Source organism: Paenibacillus sp. Paensp38, assembly GCF_059491915.1.
Genome location: NZ_CP168516.1, coordinates 1239235 through 1258704, shown reverse-complemented (window position 1 = coordinate 1258704; position 19470 = coordinate 1239235). Strand labels below are relative to the sequence as shown.

Genomic DNA, 19470 nt, shown 5'->3' with positions numbered 1-19470 from the left:
TCAGCAATATTTCTATTCTGTTACTCCATCAAATACAGATACGACCCATCGAATGCCCTGTCTCGACAGGTTTTGAAGCAACCCAGCTGTTTTGTCCGCCATAGTATCCACCGAGGCTTGCTGTCCCTTGACGGCTAGCAGTTCACGCGGTGTCTCCAGACCCTGAGTATTGACATGTTGCGCAGTCGTCGAATACCATCTGGATGCTCCGAGCTGCGTCTGTTCCTCATTTTCTTCCCTTCCACCAGCTTCATTTATACCCGCTTCCGTTTTCGGCTCAACCTTAACTTCTCCACTTGTGCTATACGTACCGCTATATGCACGAGTGTTAGCTGCGGGTGTGTCCTCAATAATCGTCTGTTCATATCCAACTTTCTGTTGATTTACCGATTGAATCGTATTCCCTCCGTTCCATTCCGGCCCATACACTGAACGCAGACCAGATCCTGCCAGTTGCATACCAAGAAGAATACCTGCCCCCATAAGCAGTACAAATCCAAGTGCTTTCTTACGAAAATGTCCAGACATTACCTTCCCCCCCTTACTGCTACCTCATTTAATTATCGCTGTTGCTCTTTTTTGTATCCGATACATTAGTGCCCGCTTTCTGAGCTTTCTGATCTTCCCAATACACTTCACCGATCATGTCCGCCAAAACGTCCGAGGTCCGTTTCAACTCCTCCTCGGTGTTATCAATACCCCCGATTTCAATTAAAATGCTATGCGAAGACAAGCTTTGATTGTATTCACCGTTGTTGCCTTTGCCACCATCTTTCCCCCATACACCACGTGATACGCCATGATACGATTTTTCCAGCTTTTCATGAATACGAGCAGCAAAAGCTTCATTTTCGCGCCAATTTTTGTTGTCATGTCCGATAATAAAATACACCTTGGCATAAGAAAGTCCATTAATGGTTGCTGTTGTTTTTCCATGACGTTGTGAATCCCGATGGATATCAAGCAAATAAGTTAAACCTTTATTTCCAGCTAAAGCTTCCTTAACCGTTTCGCGTGAATATTTATAGGAATAGTTCCAATTGTAATTTTGAACTGTAGTAGCATAATCCTTGTTTATATGCAGTGTGGATATCCCTTGCTTTTCCAGCCTCTTCTTTACAAAGTCCCCTACCCTTGACACATTCGCTGATTTAGAACCTGAATTGGGATTGGAACTAGTTTTGCTGAGTAGTGGGTTATATGCTTCTCTGGGATGAGAATGGTAGATTAATATGCGCTTGTCCCCTTTGGCCGTATCACCTGGATGATCCTCACGTACCGGATCTGTTTCCGGCGTTGTCGGAATATTCGGCGTGTTAGTCGGTGGGTTCTCAGATGCATCTGAGCCACCAGGAGCATCCGTCGTTCCCTGATCGGGCTGATAATCCGTAGGACCCTCTACCTTGATGTTCCCCGAACCCTTGCGCAGCAAGACAGGTGCTCCTGCAGACATGCCAGGAATCTCACGAGAAATGAGACTTTTGGGATCCTGCGGATTAATGCCTGTAAGCATCTGAAAAACAAAAGGCGACCATTGTTCACCCGACAACGAAGATTGCTGCTTCTTTTGTGCCAAATGAGGTACTTCCATACCTAGCATATCCGCAAAAAAACCGCTGGACACCGAGCCTGCCAATCCTTTCATCGAAGAAACAGGAGATGTTTGTAGACGATTTTCTGCCAATCCCCCTAGCCCCAAAATGACAAATAAAAGCGCCGAGCCCATGATCAGCAGCACAAGCGTATGTCCCATCGCCAAAATTTCGATCCCTTTTCTTCTCCATCTTCCGACGTTCCAGGTCTGAATTTTTTTCATGTGAGCCTTGTCCTCCTTCGTCCCGTCGAAACCCGCTTTATACTTGGAACATAGGGTTCCTATCTGCTGCGGAAATCTCTTATATTTCAACTCTATGAACGGAGAACAATTACTAGAACACAAAAAATCTCTACCACAGGTATATCACCTCCCTTTTTGAAAGAGATTAGATTCCTGTTAAATAGAGACTTTTGTGGGAAATACGATTTTATCAACCCTTGATTAATGCGTATATGCGGCGACATTGCCAGGATCCACAGCTTCGTGCAGAGCAGCGTTCAATCCAGTAGCAATGATGTTCGCGATATCTTCAATAAATTCATCAATTTCTTTAGGAGTCACAATCAGATCATGTCCCAGCGGTTGCAGTACCTCTCTCACCAGCCCAAGTCTCTCAGGTTCTGAAATATCGTCCAGCATCCCCAGGATTGCTTTTGTAGAAGCCTTTTCTTTGGTAAAATGTGTTTTCATCAGTTCAATTACGTTATTGACAATGGTCGAAGCGTAGCATACCGTTGGAACGCCGATAGCGATACACGGAACACCCATAATATCCTTGGTGATACCGCGCCGCTTGTTGCCAATACCTGAACCCGGATGTATCCCGATATCGGCCACCTGAATGGTCGTATTGACACGCTCCAGTGAACGTGACGCCAGTGCGTCAATGGCAATAATCAGTTCTGGCTTTGTGCGATCCACGATGCCTTGAACGATTTCACTGGACTCAATCCCCGTAATACCCAGGACGCCCGGCGCAATTGCGCTCACATCCCGATAGCCCGGGTTGATTTGATCAGGTGTCAGTTCAAAAAATTGACGAGTCACCATCAAATTCTCAACGACAAGCGGACCCAGTGAATCGGGAGTGACGTTCCAGTTGCCCAGACCTACCACCAGTACCTTTGCCGTATTAGAAATCCCTATTTTTTGTATAAAATGCTCCATTTCTTTTGCAAATGCAATAGCTACACGTTGCTGGAGCCCCGTATCGCCTTCACGCAAGCCGGGTACTTCCAGTGTGACGTAATGCCCTTGTACCCGCCCAATACGGTTGGCTCCTTCTTCATTCAGTACATCCAGCCGTGTGATTTTGATTCCGTCATCTTCCTCCACGTTCTCACTGATGCCCGCCAGAGGTACAGGCTGATCCCGTTCGGCCAATTCTCTTGCCTCTAATGCCAAATCCGTGCGTACCGCGTACTTCTGCAAATCCAGATCCATCTTTTGAGCCTCCTTGGATGCCATCTTTGACTATAGTGTGCGAGACACCCAACAGGTTTATGCACATCCATTTTCATCCTGTAATTCGCATCGCCTCAGAATGTTTTCTTATTGCAATTTGAGGTGTGGCATGCTAAAATATTTTAAGTTGTGAAACGTTTGTGTTCATAAGTAATGCCTTTACAGGAGGTGAATGTAATGCCAAACATCAAATCCGCTATCAAACGCGTTAAAACTAGCGACAAACGCCGTGCGTTGAACGCTTCCCAAAAATCCGCGCTTCGTACAGCAGTAAAAGCTGCCGATACAGCGTTGGTAGGTAACGAAGCTGAAACTGCTGCTGCTGCTTTCAAAGTAGCTTCCCAAAAGCTGGACAAGGCTGTAACTAAAGGTCTGATCCACAAAAATGCAGCTGCTCGCAAGAAATCTCGCTTGGCGAAAAAACTTAACGCTCTTACAGCTCAAGCGTAAGCAAGAGCTACTTTCATACGTTAATGAAAAAAACCTGACCAGCCTTGGCTGATCAGGTTTTTTTAGTTTATAACTTTTATTCGTTTACAGCATCAGCATTCTGCGCTACATAAGCTGACTCTATTAGCAGCACATGAGTGGAATTAGATCGAAGCCCCCGCACCCATTTTCATCAAAAATAGCTCCAGTCCCAGTACCTTGTCAACGACACCTGTTTTCATATGATAATCCAGCTCGCCCAATTCGTAGAGAAGCTGACGTAGCTGCTCAGGGCGGAACCTCCGCGCTTGGTCCCCCGCAACTTTCACCCCATAAGGATGCAAACTAAGCTGACTCGCAATTTGTTGCTGGGAATAGCTTTGACCTGCCAGTTCTTTGACCTGCAACATAATACGGAACTGTCGCGTGATCAAAGCGGCAATCTTGATCGGTTCCTCTTTTTGCTTAAGCAACTCATAAAAAATACTGAGCGCCTTATCCAGCCGCAAATTAGCCAGATCCTCAACCATCGCAAATACGTTTTGCTCTGTGTTACGAGGCACCAGGGATTCAATATCAGCGGATGAAATCGTTCCCTGTGCTCCTGCGTATAAACACAGCTTGTCTATCTCGGCAGCCAAGGATTGCAGCCCAGTACCTGTGAATTGAATGAGGCTTTCAGCAGCTCCTGCAGCCAATTGCACTTCTCTTTCTCCTGCACGCTTATGGATCCAAGCCACAAGATCATCTCCACCCATTGGAGCAAAGGCAATAACCGAAGCATCACTTTTTAGCTTTTTGACAATCTTTTTCCGTTCATCCAACTTTTCAGCCTGAACCGTAAAAACGATGACGCTATAGTCAGTCGGGTTATCCATATAAGTCAACAGCGTCTCAAGCCGGTGCTCTATCTTACCGCTATCTTTGCCTGCTGCAAATACACTGGTATCCCGTACAATAATCAGCTTCTTTGGTACCAGAAAAGGCGCTGTTTCCGCCTCCTCCACAACCACCTCAATTGGCGTTTCGGTTAAATCATAAGGAATGATGGCGAAGTCACGATGCTCCTCTTCCACCACTTTCTCTTTAAGCATCTCAACAAACTGCTTCATTTGGTATTTTTCACTACCGTATAGCAAATACACTGGCGAAATGTCGCCTTTGCGAATAGCCTTAGAGGCTGTTTTTACATCCATTTTCCGTTCCCCCCACCCACTGATCGTACCTGACATCCGAGCGGAAGGCAAGTCATGACACAAACGAAGGGACCCTACCTATAGGCAGGATCCCTTCACCACCATCTATATCAACACGGCAGCAGAAAGCTCTAGAAACTTTCGGCCGTCGGGATACGACGTCGGTTCATATAGTTTATTCCCTGTTTTTAAAAGTGTGTCAACTTCGGGAAACTATTTTCCAGTGCTGCGCGGAACGGTGTACGTATATTTACTTGCAGTCCCATCCTGCTCCGTCTCATACATAAAGGTCTGGCTGTCTTCCGACCAGCTTCCTTTGACCCAGGCACCTTTTAGAGTACGGACTTCCAGTGTTGTTCGGTCTACACCGTTATCGGAAAGCTTATACACTTTCAGCTTTTTGCCCTCAATAGCCACCGCATAGCTACCATCAGGCGAGTTGAGCTGATCTGTAGAGACAGATTGGGCACTATAGTTGGAGGCATTATTGTTGTCCGGAGAGACCAGTGAATTAGATACAAAGCCTTCTTTACGAACCGGGTCTTGTGACACGGATGATTGCTGATCATTAGAAGCTGCATTGCTGCTATCCGTTCCCAAGGCATTGCCCGAATCCTTGGTGATGCTTCTGGAAGTCGCTTCTTTCGACGCTTCATTTGACGCAATTCGATCCTGTACCTTCAAATCCTGACTAAGCGACGAAGATGAATCATTCGTACTTGTGTTACCATTATTATCGTCCTGAGCAGTACCCGCTAGGGGTGCTTTTTCCATTTTCGGTTCCAACTGTTCATCAGGAGCAATCGTGGATTGATCAGATTTTTCCTGACTTAGCTGTTTGTCCTCAGATTTAGGAGCATCTCCAGCAGACGGATTTTCCTTTGTCACCTGACGATCCGTACGTAGCTGTCCATGCCCTTCATCCTGACGAGAAGAATGTTCGGCTTGTGCAGACTTCGTCGAATCTTCCTCCCCAGCTCGCTGATCGTCACGTTCCCCAGCATCCCGTTTGGAAGAGTTCTTTTCATCGTCTGCATTAGTTGCACCTTGTTTGCTCAGGCCAGGATCTTTATCCGCAGGTGGCTGAGATGCATCCGTTTCTTGCCCCTGCTCTGACGGCTGCTTTGTAGAATCCGAACCAATGGCTGTATCATGTCCTCCACTGCCATTGGCTGTACCTGGAAGAGTTTCCGTCTGATTCTGCGGATTCGTCACTTCGGGCGACTGGGTAGTAAGTATGCCTTCCGCATCTTGTACTGTTTTAGGCTCGAAGTTAAATACTACAATCCCCAGTACAACAGCAGCGGCAGCCACGCCTATAGCAGCGCGCCCAGCCATTCGATTCCACCAAGGTATAGGCTGGGTACGTTGTCTAGGCACTGGTCCAGGCTCTACAGCCACAGGCTGCATTTCCTGAAGCGCACTTCCCTGCTCTTCACGTGCGCGGTCAATGGCATCAAGCTGAGGCAGGATGGAATCCACCAGGCTGAACGCCGGGGAAACCGCAGGCAATTCCTCCAGCTCGCGAGAGAGTGTCTGAAGAATAAGAAATTTTTCCGCACAGTCCGGGCAAGTCGCAATATGGTTCATTAATTGGGACGTCTCTTCTTCGCCCAGCTCATGATCCACATAACGCTGCATCCAATCCATCACCTCTTCCCCACACTTCATCCTGATACACCACCTTTCTGATATTCCTGAAGTAGCCCTTGCAATTGCTGTCTTGCACGATATAAGTATGACTTGACCGTATTTAGCGGCAAATCCAGAGAATCTGCAATCTCGTTATAGGAGAAATCCTGCAAATATCTTAAGACAATTACCGTCCGGTGGTGCTCCGGAAGCTGTTGTATAGCCTCACGAACATCCTGTGCCATGTAAGAGGTCAACACCTCGACCTCCACATTTTGGGGATCGTTGAATATCATGTCGTGCTCGTCAATGGAAACCGAGGGCTTCGTTCTTCTGAATTTGTCGATGCATATATTCGTTACAATGCGTTGGACCCAGGTTTTAAACTGCGCTTTTTCCTCATAAGAGTTAATTTTGGAATAGATCCGTATGAGGGCTTCTTGTGAAGCATCCATGGCGTCCTGCTCATTGTTTAGAATGTAATATGCCGTACGGTACACATGCTGTTCTATCTCTCTTAATAGGGTAATGAGAGCGTCGCGATCGCCCGATTGAGCGGCTCGAATGAGTCCCTGCTCTACCACAAAGGATCCCCCTCTCCCTGCAATATTACAGACGTATCCCTTTTACAAATTGTTGCAGGATAGACGTCTGACACTAATTTTATTTTTTCAACAAAAAAAATTATACCAAAAAGCCCAGAATCCCCAGCGTATCCTCCCTTAGAATAACAGAAAAAGGGAAGGTAGTCACCTTCCCTTAGCTCCTACTACATCTAAATGCTAGCCTATCGAGCTGCAAGATCATATTGTTACTTCTTGGAAATCAAAAAATCCGATATGCATTCTAATTGATAAGTCAGAGCAATCGGATCTTGAAAATAAAAATCTTCGATTGAGTATTGATATACTTTACCTGATTTAACGGCAGAAAGGTTCTTCACACGCTTTTAGATAAAATATCTTTTCCTTGGCTGCTCCATCACCTCTAATACCCAACATTAAATAAGAAGAGTAATTGTACCTTTATCACTTTCATATGTACGCGTGGCAGCTTCATCTCCAGTTGATGTGGTCTTGGCAGCAGCCGATTGACCGCTTTCCGTTGCAGTCTCACCCCCACTTGTAGCATTGCGCTCAATACCAGCATTAACGAAATGATGAACAAACAAGCTGAAGCTCTAAATTTAAAATAACTCACAATATTTCCCCTATTAATAATGATTCTCATTTTCATAACTCATTTGATTCTATCAAAGCTTACAGCTACTGTCCATGTAGATTGGATTCAAAGCAAACAACACACTCCTAAGAGTGAGCACCCGTTTTAGTGTGTTGTTGTATTCGTATCTGTTTTGTACTGTTTGCGTTGGTACCGCACACTCAGTTTTCCTTGCTGTGCTCGAATCTGTATCTCTCCCATCGTATCGGTTCGATATATAGCAGAATCAACTGCTGACAAACGTTCCAATACCGCTTCATTCGGATGTCCGTAAGTATTGGTCGCACCGACCGAAATGACAGATACTCTCGGTCGCCAGTAGGATAACCACTCTTCCGAGGTAGAATACTTGCTGCCGTGATGTGCTATTTTCATGACATCTATAGCATTCCTTGCCCCTCCCGTTGCTCCCTCATCTTTCAAACGGAATGAAGAAGGGGTTAATTCAGCAAGCAACAATGACTCTGCTGCATCATCCATATCTCCTGTGAACAAAAAGGAGGCTCCCTCCATCTCCAATATCATGGCAACAGAGTAATGATTTTGTTCCTTCATAACAGGCAGCTGTTCAGATTCGTTATCCGGTAGCGTAAACGGATAGAGAAAGCGGATTTTCGTAGCCTGGTCTGGTTCCCATTCCATGCTATGATGTGCCCCGTACAGCTTGATCTGCTTATCTAAAGCCGTGTTCAACAGCTTACGGAATGGAGCTTTATCTGTCAGGGTACCATTAAAAAACAAGGTAGATACGGGAATCTGGTCAAGCACAGCTTGTAATCCTCCGGCATGATCATGATCTCCGTGTGTTAAAATGACAGCATCTAGTCGATGCACACCTCGTTGCTTTAGTAAGGGTACAAGCGTATCTTTACCTACCTCGTAGGGATCTGCACGCTTGCGCCAAGCATTTTTCCCTGTTGCAAAGTCCATTGTTCCCCCGCCATCAACCAAGATATGTTTCCCGCCCGGCGTTGTGATTAAAATGCTGTCACCTTGGCCCACATCCAGATATTGAACAATTCCCGTATTCCCCTCACCAGGAGATTGGTAACCTGTATACAATATTCCAAGCCAAGCAATAACACTTAGAGCCAGTGCCAAATGACGATAACCATTCCACTGTCGACGCGCAAATCTCCCTGCTCCCTCAGGTTCAAGAGCCGTATGCAATATAGCCGCCCACTCTGAAGAAGCTGCTAATCCTGTATAGATAGTTGATGAATTGGGAGTAGAGTCCAAGACGGTAATGTCGTTCGTTTTTCTGCGGGATGTCAGCCATGTTGTGAGCCAGTACAAAACACTGTACAAAGCTACGTAATACGCTATGACCCACAGAATGGAGGAAGACGGCCAAATACTCACATAAGCATCATCCACATTCAGCCATTTTACTAGTAAAAAGGTCAAATCGTTCAATTGCTCTGCCGGCCAAGCAAAAATGCGAGCCCCATCCCCCCACAAAAAGGCAACTCCCATCGCCACCGTACCCAATGGAAGCACGATATATGTAATAAGAGGTACAAGCACAAAATTGGCCGCAAATGATAGCAGCGAAAATTGATTAAAGTAGAATACCGTCATTGGAAACGAAACAAGCTGTGCCGTAATTGTAATCGCAACTTCACCGCCGATCAGGAAAGGCCATTTGGCGAAAAACGGCTTCATAAGCGGCATATAAATGAGCAACCCACCTGTCACCAAAAAGGAAAGCTGAAAGCTGACGCTAAGTAGATAATATGGATTCCAAATCAGCATGAGCAGCGCGGATATACTTAGAATATTAAGTCCGTCTTTGAGCAACCCTCGTCGGGCTGCAAACAAGCCGATCATCGCCATAATTCCTGCCCTCACAACAGAGGCAGAAGCACCAGTCAGCAGGACATAAGCCGGAATGAGTATCATCACGACCGTAAGAGATGTCTCGCGGCTAACTCGTAACAGCCTGAGTAGATATAATAGTGTAGCTGCATATACCGCCACATGCATGCCCGATATTGCTAAAATATGCGTTAAACCAAGCTGCGTAAACTCGTTATAGGTTGCTGGGTCCAACTCATCTGTTACCCCAAGTACCAGTCCTTTCATATATCCTGCGTGATGAAGCGATGTAAATGCCAGTTCCATTCTCTGTCCTAGCTGCTCCCTAAGCTGGTCATTCCACCTGAACAAAGTGTAGCGGTTCCATAGTGAAGCATCCTGCTTCTGTAACGAGGCTGCCCCATCGCCTTTGAAAAACCAGTGGATTTCCTGTGTGTGCAGGTATTCACTGTAATCAAAGCCACCAAAGTTCCCCGCTTTTGCAGGAGCCTTTAAGGTGCCACGCAGTAGGATCGCATCTCCACGTTGCCATGCTGCCGCAAGTTGCTGTTCCTGCTTGGCAGCCAACTTGATATGAACAATGACCTGTTCAGAAATTGGTGCACGATTCTCGTCCTTGTTCGAATGATTTCCGAAGTGATTGATTGAAGTAACTCTCATCTCAAACTGTGTTCGATCACCATCTACCTGCACTTCAGAAGCGATAAACCCTGCTGCTTGAACAGGCATGTCTTCCACCATAGATGACGATACATGAAGAGCATCGGGAATACTGCTAACATTATGCATATCATGCCAAAACCAATGAAATCCACCTCCGCTGAATACAAGCCAAAGTAACACCATATGCCGGATGGGGATTTTCATCAATAAAGCTATAAGCGGAAAGATCAGAGTAATCCCCGCCCAGAGTAACAAAAGCATACGTCCAGAATACAGACATGCTCCTGCACTTCCTGTAATCCAACAAACAGTAAGGGTCAATATAGGTCTAGTTAACACAAGCTTAGCTTGAATACGATCACCTTCCGGTAGCAAACATTGCTTTCTGTTTAAAAACACAAAACAAAAAGAACCTCTGACAAAATAGCATTCGTCAGAGGTTCTTCCTCGTTTACTTTTTAATTCATAACATCCATCAGCGTTTCTTTTGGTGGATGATAGGTCTTCAGCATGCGAAAAGCGATGCCCTTTTCCTCCATCATAGCACGAACCTTGTCGGCATCTTTGGGATAAGGTCGGTGGTATACAATCTCCACAATACCGCTGTTCGCCAACATATTGGCACACGTCCAGCATGGCTGGTCGGTGACATATACTGAAGAGCCTTCACGATCAATTCGGTCAGTAAACAGCAGCAGGTTCTGCTCTGCATGAATAGTGCGAATACAACGCTGCTTTTTAACCATTTCCTCGTGCCCATCACGGTGAACGACCTCATACTCCTCTGAAATCATACAACCTGCCTCTGAACAGTCAGGCACCCCCGATGGTGCTCCATTATAGGCCGTCCCCAAGAGCTTTTTACCTTGTACAAGTACGGCTCCAACATGACGCCGCGCGCAGCGCGAACGGGTGGATACCATATAAGCGATATCCATGAAGTAGGTGTCCCAGTCCTTGCGTACATCTGCACTCATTTCCATCTCTCCCGTATAAACAAGTTAAAACGTAAAACATTTCCGCTATTGCCGTTCTCAGAGCCTGTAGATTGTAATTCTTATATAAGTTACAAGCTGACATACGGCTTCATTTTCGCCAACATTTTAGCTCCGATTCCCTTTACATGATCCAAATCGTTCACACGTTTGAACACCCCATGTTGATTACGATAGTTTAAAATAGCCTCGGCTTTTTTAGCCCCAACCCCTGGTAGCTCCATTAACTCAGCAGCAGTCGCCGTGTTGATGTTTACCTTTTTTTCGCCGGAAACGGGTGTAGTAACCGAATCACTTACCGTATTGGTCCTACTCGTCGTTGCACCACTCGAACTGACAATACCTGTGTCTGAGCTTGGATCTGCAACACCTGACTGCTTCTCGGTATTCGAATTTCCCGCAATAGAGTTTTCGCTCACAGCAGCAGATGCACCAGTAGAAATCTGCACAGTATCGCGTATCACTTTATCAGCGGTTTCAGCAATCCTACTACGCTCAGCTTTGTCTGAAGGTTCTTTTACAGCAGGCTTTTCCTGGGCAAAGTCACTGCTGCGCTGCGACTCATTTGGCTCTGAATCCATCGCCACAGCCTGCTCCACCTTATGGTTAAGTAAAGTCCACTCTTCTTGCGGCTCAGAACGCTGTCCTCCGGCAAATAAAATAAGTCCACTGCCGATTACAGCAAGCGTTATCGCTGTTCCTGTCCATACGCGTTTCATTTCCGTATCGTCCCCTACTCCACATGGATTCGAGAAATTGAGCCGACTGAAAACACCGCCTCTATCAAACAGAGCAAGTCTGTCCAATTCCCGTTTAGCCGGAGGGTGTAAACAACCTCCATACGGTCTCGCTGAGAGCATTTTTACAATAAAGTGGTACGACCCCGGGCACGATCTAACATGCTCAGACATAAAATTCGTCATGTCGGCCAAGACCAGGCGCATACACTAAGAAGAATGACAGCTGACAGCACAGCGTCTATACCGCAAAGTATGAAAGGAGGACGTTGAACAATGAAAGTTGGATTTATCGGGACTGGCAGCATGGGAAGTCTGCTAATTGAGTCTTTTATTCATTCTAACGCACTCAAGCCGCAGCAAATATCAGCAAGTAATCGAACGCATTCCAAGGTAACCGAGCTAGCCCGTCGTTATCCAGGTTTGCATGCAGCCCAAAGCAACCGTGAAACGGCAGCGGAAAGCGATGTTCTGTTTATCTGTGTGAAGCCGCTGGAATCAAAAGCCGTAACGGATGAAATACGCAACGTCATTACAGAAGAGCAAATCGTCGTATCTATCACAAGCCCGGTGCAGATTCGTATTTTAGAGCATGCAATGAAAGCTAAAGTGTCCAAAATTATCCCCAGTATCACCCACCAAGTAGGCAGCGGAGCCTCACTATGCATCCATGGAAGCCGGATTACAGAGGAGGACCGCTTCCTTCTGGAAGAGCTTATGTCCCACATCAGCAGGCCGATTCGGGTTAAAGAATCTTATACTCGGATCACGTCGGATTTTTCGAGTTGCGGTCCTGCTTTCTTGGCCTTTTTTATGGACCAGTGGATTCAAGCCGCAGTTCAAGCTACAGGTATGGACCGTACGGAGCTATGCGCTCTGGCCGGTGAAATGATCATCGGCACTGGAAAGCTGCTCACGGAAGGCGGGATGACACCAGCCGAGTTACAGGCCAGAGTAGCGGTTCCCGGAGGTATTACCGCCGAAGCTCTCGCACTGTTGGACATCAGCCTGCATAGTGTCTTTCCCGAGCTGATACAGGTAACGCACAACAAATATGAAGAGGACATGCAAAAGATAGATGTCTCCTTCGGATTAAAGCCAATTAACCGGCAACAATATTAACCAGCTTACCTGGAACAGCAATTACCTTGCGGATCGTTTTGCCGGCCAGTGCCTGCTGAACATTGTCCAACGCCACAGCGAATGCTTCCATCGCTTTAGCATCAAGATCCTTGGCAATCGTTGCACGCTGCACAATTTTACCATTCACTTGCACAACAATTTCCACTTCGGCGTCCACCGTCCATGCTTCATCATAAGCAGGCCAAGCCGCGTAGGTAATGCTATCATTGTGCCCCAGCAGCTGCCACAATTCCTCGGCCAGATGGGGTGCAAGCGGCGACAGCATTTGCACGAAGTTTTCCATTGCTGCACGCGGCAGAAGGTCTGCTTTATATGCATCGTTGGTGAAGATCATCAGCTGGCTGATCGCTGTATTGAAGCGCAGTGCATCCAGATCTTCAGTTACTTTTTTCAGCGTTTTATGCCAAGTACGATTGAACTCATCGCTACCGCCGTCATTTGTAATTTTATCGTTCAGGCTACCATCCTCGGAAACAAACAGGCGCCATACGCGGGACAGAAAACGATGTGCTCCCTCTACCCCATTCTCATTCCATGGCTTGGTCGCTTCCAGCGGCCCCATAAACATCTCATAAATACGCAGCGTATCGGCGCCAAACGTATTGACAATATCATCAGGATTAATGACATTACCGCGTGATTTACTCATTTTTTCATTGTTGTTGCCCAAAATCATACCCTGGTTGACCAGCTTATAAAAAGGCTCTTTCGTTTCCACTACGCCGATATCATACAATACCTTATGCCAGAAACGGGCATACAGCAAGTGAAGAACCGCATGTTCAGCTCCGCCAATATACAAATCAACAGGCATCCATTCACGTTGTTTCTCTTTGGATACAAGCTCTTTGTCATTTTTCGGATCAATAAAGCGCAGGTAATACCAGCAACTTCCTGCCCATTGCGGCATTGTATTCGTCTCGCGACGTGCTTTCATACCTGTCTCAGGATCAATGGTTTCCACCCAATCTGTTGCGTTCGCCAGCGGGGATTCACCTGTACCTGAAGGCTTAATATTGTCCATCTCCGGCAGTACGAGCGGAAGTTGGTCCTCAGGAACCGTTTTGATCGTTCCATCCTCCAGATGAATTACCGGAATCGGCTCGCCCCAATAGCGTTGACGGCTGAACAGCCAGTCACGCAGGCGGTAGGTGACTTTGCCGTGTCCTTTGCCCTCGGCTTCCAGCCATTCAATCATCTTCGGAATCGCTTCCTCGTTGGTAAGTCCATTCAGCGGGCCTGAATTCACGTGCGGTCCATCCTCAGTATATGGCTCATTAGCCACATCTCCACCTTGGACAACCTCAATGATATTCAATCCGAATTGCTTGGCAAATTCCCAGTCACGCGTATCGTGAGCAGGTACAGCCATAATCGCTCCAGTTCCGTAGCCTGCCAGTACATAGTCAGCAATCCAGATCGGCAGCTTTTCGCCGTTCACTGGGTTCACTGCATAAGCTCCTGTGAATACGCCTGTTTTATCCTTGGCCAGATCCGTACGCTCCAGATCGCTTTTACGAGCAGCTTGTTCACGGTACTGTTGTACAGCATCCTTTTGCTCAGGCGTAGTGATAATATCCACCAATTCCTGCTCTGGTGCCAGCACACAGTAGCTTGCGCCGAACAGTGTATCTGGGCGAGTTGTAAATACTGTGAGTTGCTCGTCATAGCCCTCAATCGGAAAACGAACCTCTGCCCCGGTAGACTTACCGATCCAGTTCCGTTGCATATCCTTAATACTCTCAGACCAATCCAGTTCCTCCAGATCATCCAGCAGACGATCCGCGTATTCCGTAATTTTCAGCATCCATTGACGCATTGGTTTACGGACGACCGGATGACCGCCACGCTCACTCTTACCGTCAATAACTTCTTCATTCGCCAGCACCGTTCCCAGCGCTGGGCACCAGTTCACAGGTACTTCAGCTACATATGCAAGGCCGCGCTTGTACAGCTGGATGAAGATCCATTGTGTCCATTTGTAATAATCAGGATCCGTCGTGCTGATTTCACGATCCCAGTCGTAGGAGAAGCCGAGCGATTTGATTTGACGGCGGAAGTTATTTACGTTTTTCACCGTAATTTCGCGTGGGTGCTCCCCTGTATCCAGCGCATGCTGCTCCGCAGGCAGACCGAAGGCGTCCCAACCCATCGGATGCAGTACGTTGTAGCCGCGCATTCTTTTATAACGTGAAACAATATCCGTAGCTGTGTAGCCCTCCGGGTGGCCTACATGCAGGCCGGCTCCAGATGGGTACGGAAACATATCCAAAGCATAAAACTTCGGTTTGCCCGGTTCTTCCCCGGTGCGGAACGTCTTGTTCTCATCCCAATATTTCTGCCATTTTGGTTCAATACTTTGCGGTTGATAGCCGTGCTTCGGCTGTGTGTCTGTCATTGTCTTTTCCTCCTCAAACGGTATGCAACAAAAAAACCTCTGCATCCCGTAGCGTGTCAGCGCTAGGGACGAGAGGTTATATTCCCGTGGTACCACCCTAGTTAGCAGAAAGCGTTCTTCGCGTTCTACTCCCTTTGCACCTGATAACGGAGGTGATCCGATGCGGGTTAATAACAGGATACAAGCACCAGTATAGGGCGTTCCTGCGTTGGACGCATATCTCCGAGGCGAGTTCACTTTGTGCTGTCAACCGGCTTGCACCACCCGCCGGCTCTCTACATGTCCAGACAAAGCTACTATTCCTCATCAGCGATTGTTTAACCGTTAATAATGGCACTATTATATTGAAAACCGCGAAAAAAGTCAAATAAGGACTACCTTTGGTGTTAAGAGCCCTCTCCATACTAATTGTTCATGACACATGCATACGAATGTTTTATAATAATTCCGAGTTAAATCGCTTCAAATTGAGATGAGTTGAGATAAGAAAGGTGAGCTGAGAAATGGCACAGATTAAAATTTACGGAATAAAAGAGACTCTAAATCCAATCAAAAAGCAACTTTCAGAGGTGATTCATTCTGCTGTGATGGATGCGCTCAAATATCCTCCTGACAAGAGGTTTCATCGTTTTTTTCCTATGGATCAGGAAGATTTTATATATGCCGATGGTCGCTCTGAGGCGTACACCATTATTGAAATCAGTATCTTTGAAGGCAGAACGATAGAAGCTAAGAAGCAACTCATTAGCCTGTTATTCCAAAGAATTAACGATCTTTTGGGTATTTCTCCACAGGATCTTGAGATTACTATATTTGAAACACCCAAACAGAACTGGGGCATTCGAGGTGTACCGGGTGATGAGCTTCAGTTGAACTATAAAGTGAATATATAAGTGCAAAAAGACGCCCTTCATGTCATCATGAAAAGCGTCTTTTTTTCCCATATTCGTTCAATGAATCTTTGCTATTTTACAGCAACATAAAACAGTCTCGCCGCGTCATCTTCTGCTTCTACCCATTCAAAATCCGCATATACCTTCACATCGCGAAAACCCGCTTTGGACAATTCTGCCTTCATCCAGTCTGGGTCATAGGCACGTTGTACATGTATTTCCTCGAAACGCTGGTATAGATCGCGTCCTTCATGTTCTGCTTTCGCAAAGATACTAAGATGATGCTCAATTTCACAACGGGGAGTGTCCAACGCACATGTCCAGATATATGAGATAGAGCGTTCGTCCAGTACGAAAGGCTGCTCTTCATCATAACGTAAAAACGTCTGGGGATGATGCACATCGAACAAAAAGGTTCCGCCAGGCTTCAGACCAACATGCGTTCTGCGAAAAGTAGAAATGATATCTTCTTCCTCCAACAAGTAATTCAGACAATCGCAAAAAGAAATTACAGAATCCACAGGCTCGGGTAAAATCCATTCTCTCATATCCTGCTGTATCCAGCGAACGCTTCCCTCACGAAACAATCGCTGTCCCTGTGGAGTGGTTTCCATTTTGCGACGGGCTACTGCCAGCATGTCAGAGGATAAGTCGATTCCAGCCACTTCGAACCCTGAGTTAACCAGGGGAATCGTAATTGAACCCGTTCCGCAGCCCAGCTCGGCCACTGTATGCGGCATCCCGTACTGATCCCAAGCCTGCCGTGCAAAGCGCAACCAGTCCGGGTACGGCATGTCCTGCATCAGCTCATCATACACATAGGCAAACTTCCGGTAAGAAGCCATTTTTTATTCCCCATTCCCGTCCTTCGGTTTCGGCATTTTCTCCACCAGGTAGGTCCAGTTTTCCTTTTGTGTAACCATTCCTTCCTTCATCAGCTTGCCCATCGCACGCTTGAAGGCGGATTTACTAATACCAAACCGTTGCTTGATAATATCCGGCGGTGTTGCGTCGGAGTAAGGCATACCGCCGCCCGGACGCTCTTTCAGAAAAGCAATCAATCGATCCGCATCCTCATCACGGCCCACTTCCTTGCGTGGCGACATTGCCAGATTGACCCGACCGTCTTCGCGAACAAGCGTGACCCGTACCTTAACCTCTTCGCCCAAGCGAAGCATCCGGTTGCGTTCTGAGGAGTGAATCATCCCAATCGCGCCAAAACCAAGCACCCCTCCGTCCACCAGAACGAATGTGCCCATTTGAAGCGGCTTGTACACAGTCGCCTGCACCCACGTATTCAGCCACGAATCAGGGGCGTGGAAGCACAACGGAGCCAGTTCCTGTTCCCCTGCCAGCTTAGCCCGCAATCTGCCTTGCTTGTCATGCTCCATAATGGCATACACGTAGTCGCCCACCCGAGGATGCAAATCTCGGTTTTCTGGCAACTCACGAATCGGCAGCAAAAGCTGACGACCCAATCCCATCTCCAGGAAACAACCCAAACGCGGATGCACATCGGCCACCTCAAGCTTAGCCATTTCGCCCAACGACAAGAACGGCTTTTTCATGGTTGCGGCCAAACGGTCCTCTGTATCGTGAAAAATAAATACCTCCAACCGTTCACCAACTTCAATTTCACGTGTCAGCTCCGTATAGTGCAGCAGCACATCCTGCTCACCAACAGTGAGAAAGTAGCCGAAAGGAGATACCTCACGATCCACCATAATGGTGACATAAGTACCGGCGATCAAACTCATACCTTTTCCACAACCTTAGCATCCGACCAGAGTCGTTCAATGTTGTAATATTCGCGCTCGTCGCGATGGAAGACATGCACTACGACATCCCCCAAATCCATTAGAACCCAACGGGCGGAATCCATCCCTTCGATTCCTTTGATAGTTACACCTTCATCATGAGCGCGTTTGCGAATTTCTGTTGCAATCGCCTGTACCTGTGTATCCGAATTACCGTGGCAGATGACAAAATAATCAGCTACTAGTGATATTCCCCGCAAATCCAGTGCGACAATATTCATTGCTTTTTTATCATTTGCGGCATCAACCGCTGTTTGCATTAATTGCTCATTAGTTAGGGTCATTCATGAACCTCCGTTTTTCTCTGTTTTAGTTGTTGAATCAAGTCATTGCGCGACAAGACTGTCAGTGGAAAAATAACCTTTTTCTTCTCCAGCAACAATGAAATTGTGGAGTCAAATCCAGCGACAAGGCCCTGCTCCAAACTTTTCTTTGCCTGTTTACGGATATGCTCAACCCCGGGAAAATCCCGTCCCGGTTCGATGTAATCAGCGAGACACACGACTTTGTCCAGCAGGCTCATACCTACGCGTCCTGACGTATGCCAGCGGATCGCATTCCTTATTTCAGAATCATCCACTCCGTAATCTCTTGCTGCAACGCAGTATCCTACCTCTGAATGCCAGAGCTGCTTGTCATGTTCCAAAAGCTCCTGATCACATTCGGGATGACTGCGAATCACCTCTTCCATCTGCTGAACAGGCCAATATTTCGCTACATCATGCAAAATAGCCGCCAGTTCGGCCTTATCCGGATCTACTCCATAACGCTTCGCAAGCTCCACTGAGGTATGCATAACACCTAGTGTGTGCTTCCAGCGTTTTTCAGGCATTTGACCAGATACGGCTTCCATTAATTGCTCACGGCTGTACTTCATACAAACCGCCCCTTGTAATATAGTCATGCACTCGATCAGGCACAAGATAACGGATAGTGCGCCCTTCCGCAGCACGCTCTCGAATATCCGTGGACGAAATGTCCACCACTGGCATATCTGCCAGCAGTACCTTGTCCTGCAAATATTGTGGCAACTCATCCATTGCAAGCTGGAATCCTGGGCGCCGAACACCAATGAAACAAATTCGCTGCACCAGTTCCTCAATTCCCTGCCAATGAGGCAAGTAGTTCACCATATCCGCACCAATAATAAAATAAAAATCCACAGCAGAATGCAACTCCTGAAGCTCCTTGATCGTGTCAATGGTATAGGATACTCCCCCGCGAAGCACTTCAATATCCAGCACTTCAAAAGCAGGATGACCCGCCACCGCTTCACTCGTCATCTCCAGACGCTCTTTACCGCTCGCCCCCGCCTGATGCTTGTGCGGAGGAATATGAGAAGGCATAAACCATACTTGATCTAGCCCATAGGCATCTCTTGCCGCTTCTCCAGCCAGCAGATGTCCAATATGAATCGGGTCAAATGTACCACCCATAATACCGATTTTCATAATTTTCTCCCCGCAT

At 47.0% G+C, this 19470-nt stretch carries 20 protein-coding genes and 1 other annotated feature; of the genes, 3 read left to right on the top strand and 17 right to left on the bottom strand.

The genetic code is table 11. From position 1 onward, the window contains the following. Nucleotides 1-12: 12 nt before the first annotated feature. From ACEN8J_RS05705 to gpr, 3 genes are all read right to left on the bottom strand, one after another. Nucleotides 13-528: a hypothetical protein gene (locus tag ACEN8J_RS05705; RefSeq protein WP_029515363.1), complete on the bottom strand. Its 516-nt coding sequence runs from the start codon at nt 526-528 to the stop codon at nt 13-15. A gap of 28 nt (nt 529-556) precedes the next feature. Further along, a complete protein-coding gene (locus tag ACEN8J_RS05700) occupies nt 557-1816 on the bottom strand; it encodes a stage II sporulation protein P (RefSeq protein ID WP_069010456.1) in 1260 nt (419 codons plus the stop codon). A gap of 222 nt (nt 1817-2038) precedes the next feature. Next, entirely contained in the window at nt 2039-3040 is a 1002-nt protein-coding gene (gene gpr, locus ACEN8J_RS05695; protein WP_029515365.1) for a GPR endopeptidase, read from the bottom strand. Nucleotides 3041-3238: 198 nt separating this feature from the next. Here gpr and rpsT point away from each other — a divergent pair, with 198 nt between their 5' ends. Further along, nucleotides 3239-3511: a 30S ribosomal protein S20 gene (rpsT, locus tag ACEN8J_RS05690; protein WP_013311181.1), complete on the top strand. Its 273-nt coding sequence runs from the start codon at nt 3239-3241 to the stop codon at nt 3509-3511. Nucleotides 3512-3654: 143 nt separating this feature from the next. Here the strand turns inward: rpsT and holA are convergent, their stop codons facing one another. The 8 genes from holA to ACEN8J_RS05650 all read right to left on the bottom strand — a co-directional run bounded on the left by holA (nt 3655) and on the right by ACEN8J_RS05650 (nt 11734). Next, nucleotides 3655-4686, bottom strand: a complete 1032-nt coding sequence (holA, locus tag ACEN8J_RS05685; RefSeq protein WP_029515366.1) for a DNA polymerase III subunit delta — start codon at nt 4684-4686, stop codon at nt 3655-3657. Nucleotides 4687-4899: 213 nt separating this feature from the next. Next, complete coding sequence (locus tag ACEN8J_RS05680) at nt 4900-6357, bottom strand: zf-HC2 domain-containing protein (protein WP_165148979.1); 1458 nt, start codon at nt 6355-6357, stop codon at nt 4900-4902. Beyond that, nucleotides 6354-6902, bottom strand: a complete 549-nt coding sequence (locus ACEN8J_RS05675; RefSeq protein ID WP_013311184.1) for an RNA polymerase sigma factor — start codon at nt 6900-6902, stop codon at nt 6354-6356. The genes ACEN8J_RS05680 and ACEN8J_RS05675 overlap by 4 nt, the downstream gene beginning before the upstream one ends. Nucleotides 6903-7305: 403 nt before the next feature. Continuing rightward, a complete protein-coding gene (locus ACEN8J_RS05670) occupies nt 7306-7518 on the bottom strand; it encodes a hypothetical protein (protein ID WP_069010454.1) in 213 nt (70 codons plus the stop codon). A gap of 126 nt (nt 7519-7644) precedes the next feature. Further along, nucleotides 7645-10218, bottom strand: a complete 2574-nt coding sequence (locus ACEN8J_RS05665) for a ComEC/Rec2 family competence protein (protein WP_340887098.1) — start codon at nt 10216-10218, stop codon at nt 7645-7647. Continuing rightward, nucleotides 10148-10300: a hypothetical protein gene (locus ACEN8J_RS05660; RefSeq protein ID WP_238794850.1), complete on the bottom strand. Its 153-nt coding sequence runs from the start codon at nt 10298-10300 to the stop codon at nt 10148-10150. The genes ACEN8J_RS05665 and ACEN8J_RS05660 overlap by 71 nt, the downstream gene beginning before the upstream one ends. Nucleotides 10301-10478: 178 nt before the next feature. Further along, entirely contained in the window at nt 10479-10997 is a 519-nt protein-coding gene (locus tag ACEN8J_RS05655) for a deoxycytidylate deaminase (RefSeq protein ID WP_069010453.1), read from the bottom strand. Between the two features lie 89 nt (nt 10998-11086). Then, complete coding sequence (locus ACEN8J_RS05650; protein ID WP_165148973.1) at nt 11087-11734, bottom strand: ComEA family DNA-binding protein; 648 nt, start codon at nt 11732-11734, stop codon at nt 11087-11089. 294 nt (nt 11735-12028) lie between these two features. Here ACEN8J_RS05650 and comER point away from each other — a divergent pair, with 294 nt between their 5' ends. Then, complete coding sequence (gene comER, locus ACEN8J_RS05645; RefSeq protein ID WP_165148970.1) at nt 12029-12874, top strand: late competence protein ComER; 846 nt, start codon at nt 12029-12031, stop codon at nt 12872-12874. Here comER and leuS read toward each other — a convergent pair. Further along, on the bottom strand, nt 12855-15293 hold the full coding sequence (gene leuS / locus ACEN8J_RS05640; RefSeq protein WP_165148967.1) for a leucine--tRNA ligase: 2439 nt from the start codon (nt 15291-15293) through the stop codon (nt 12855-12857). The two genes, comER and leuS, sit on opposite strands and share 20 nt — an antisense overlap. A gap of 61 nt (nt 15294-15354) precedes the next feature. Continuing rightward, nucleotides 15355-15612, bottom strand: a binding site (T-box leader). Nucleotides 15613-15796: 184 nt separating this feature from the next. Here leuS and ACEN8J_RS05635 point away from each other — a divergent pair. After that, entirely contained in the window at nt 15797-16186 is a 390-nt protein-coding gene (locus ACEN8J_RS05635; protein WP_165148965.1) for a tautomerase family protein, read from the top strand. A 71-nt stretch (nt 16187-16257) separates the two neighbouring features. Here ACEN8J_RS05635 and ACEN8J_RS05630 read toward each other — a convergent pair whose 3' ends face one another. Genes ACEN8J_RS05630 through nadD form a run of 5 tightly spaced genes read right to left on the bottom strand, consistent with a single transcriptional unit; the run spans nt 16258 to nt 19454 of the window. Then, complete coding sequence (locus ACEN8J_RS05630; protein WP_029515374.1) at nt 16258-17031, bottom strand: class I SAM-dependent DNA methyltransferase; 774 nt, start codon at nt 17029-17031, stop codon at nt 16258-16260. A 3-nt stretch (nt 17032-17034) separates the two neighbouring features. Then, nucleotides 17035-17943, bottom strand: coding sequence for a CvfB family protein (locus tag ACEN8J_RS05625; RefSeq protein ID WP_029515375.1), 909 nt, complete (start codon nt 17941-17943; stop codon nt 17035-17037). Continuing rightward, complete coding sequence (gene rsfS / locus ACEN8J_RS05620) at nt 17940-18287, bottom strand: ribosome silencing factor (protein WP_013311194.1); 348 nt, start codon at nt 18285-18287, stop codon at nt 17940-17942. Before rsfS ends, ACEN8J_RS05625 begins: the two co-directional genes overlap by 4 nt. Next, nucleotides 18284-18880 carry a bis(5'-nucleosyl)-tetraphosphatase (symmetrical) YqeK gene (yqeK, locus tag ACEN8J_RS05615; RefSeq protein WP_029515376.1) on the bottom strand — a complete coding sequence of 199 codons (597 nt, stop codon included), beginning with the start codon at nt 18878-18880 and terminating at the stop codon, nt 18284-18286. Before yqeK ends, rsfS begins: the two co-directional genes overlap by 4 nt. After that, nucleotides 18864-19454 (bottom strand): nicotinate-nucleotide adenylyltransferase, encoded by a 591-nt coding sequence (gene nadD / locus ACEN8J_RS05610; protein WP_318627846.1) that lies wholly within the window; start codon nt 19452-19454, stop codon nt 18864-18866. The genes yqeK and nadD overlap by 17 nt, the downstream gene beginning before the upstream one ends. Nucleotides 19455-19470: the final 16 nt, after the last annotated feature.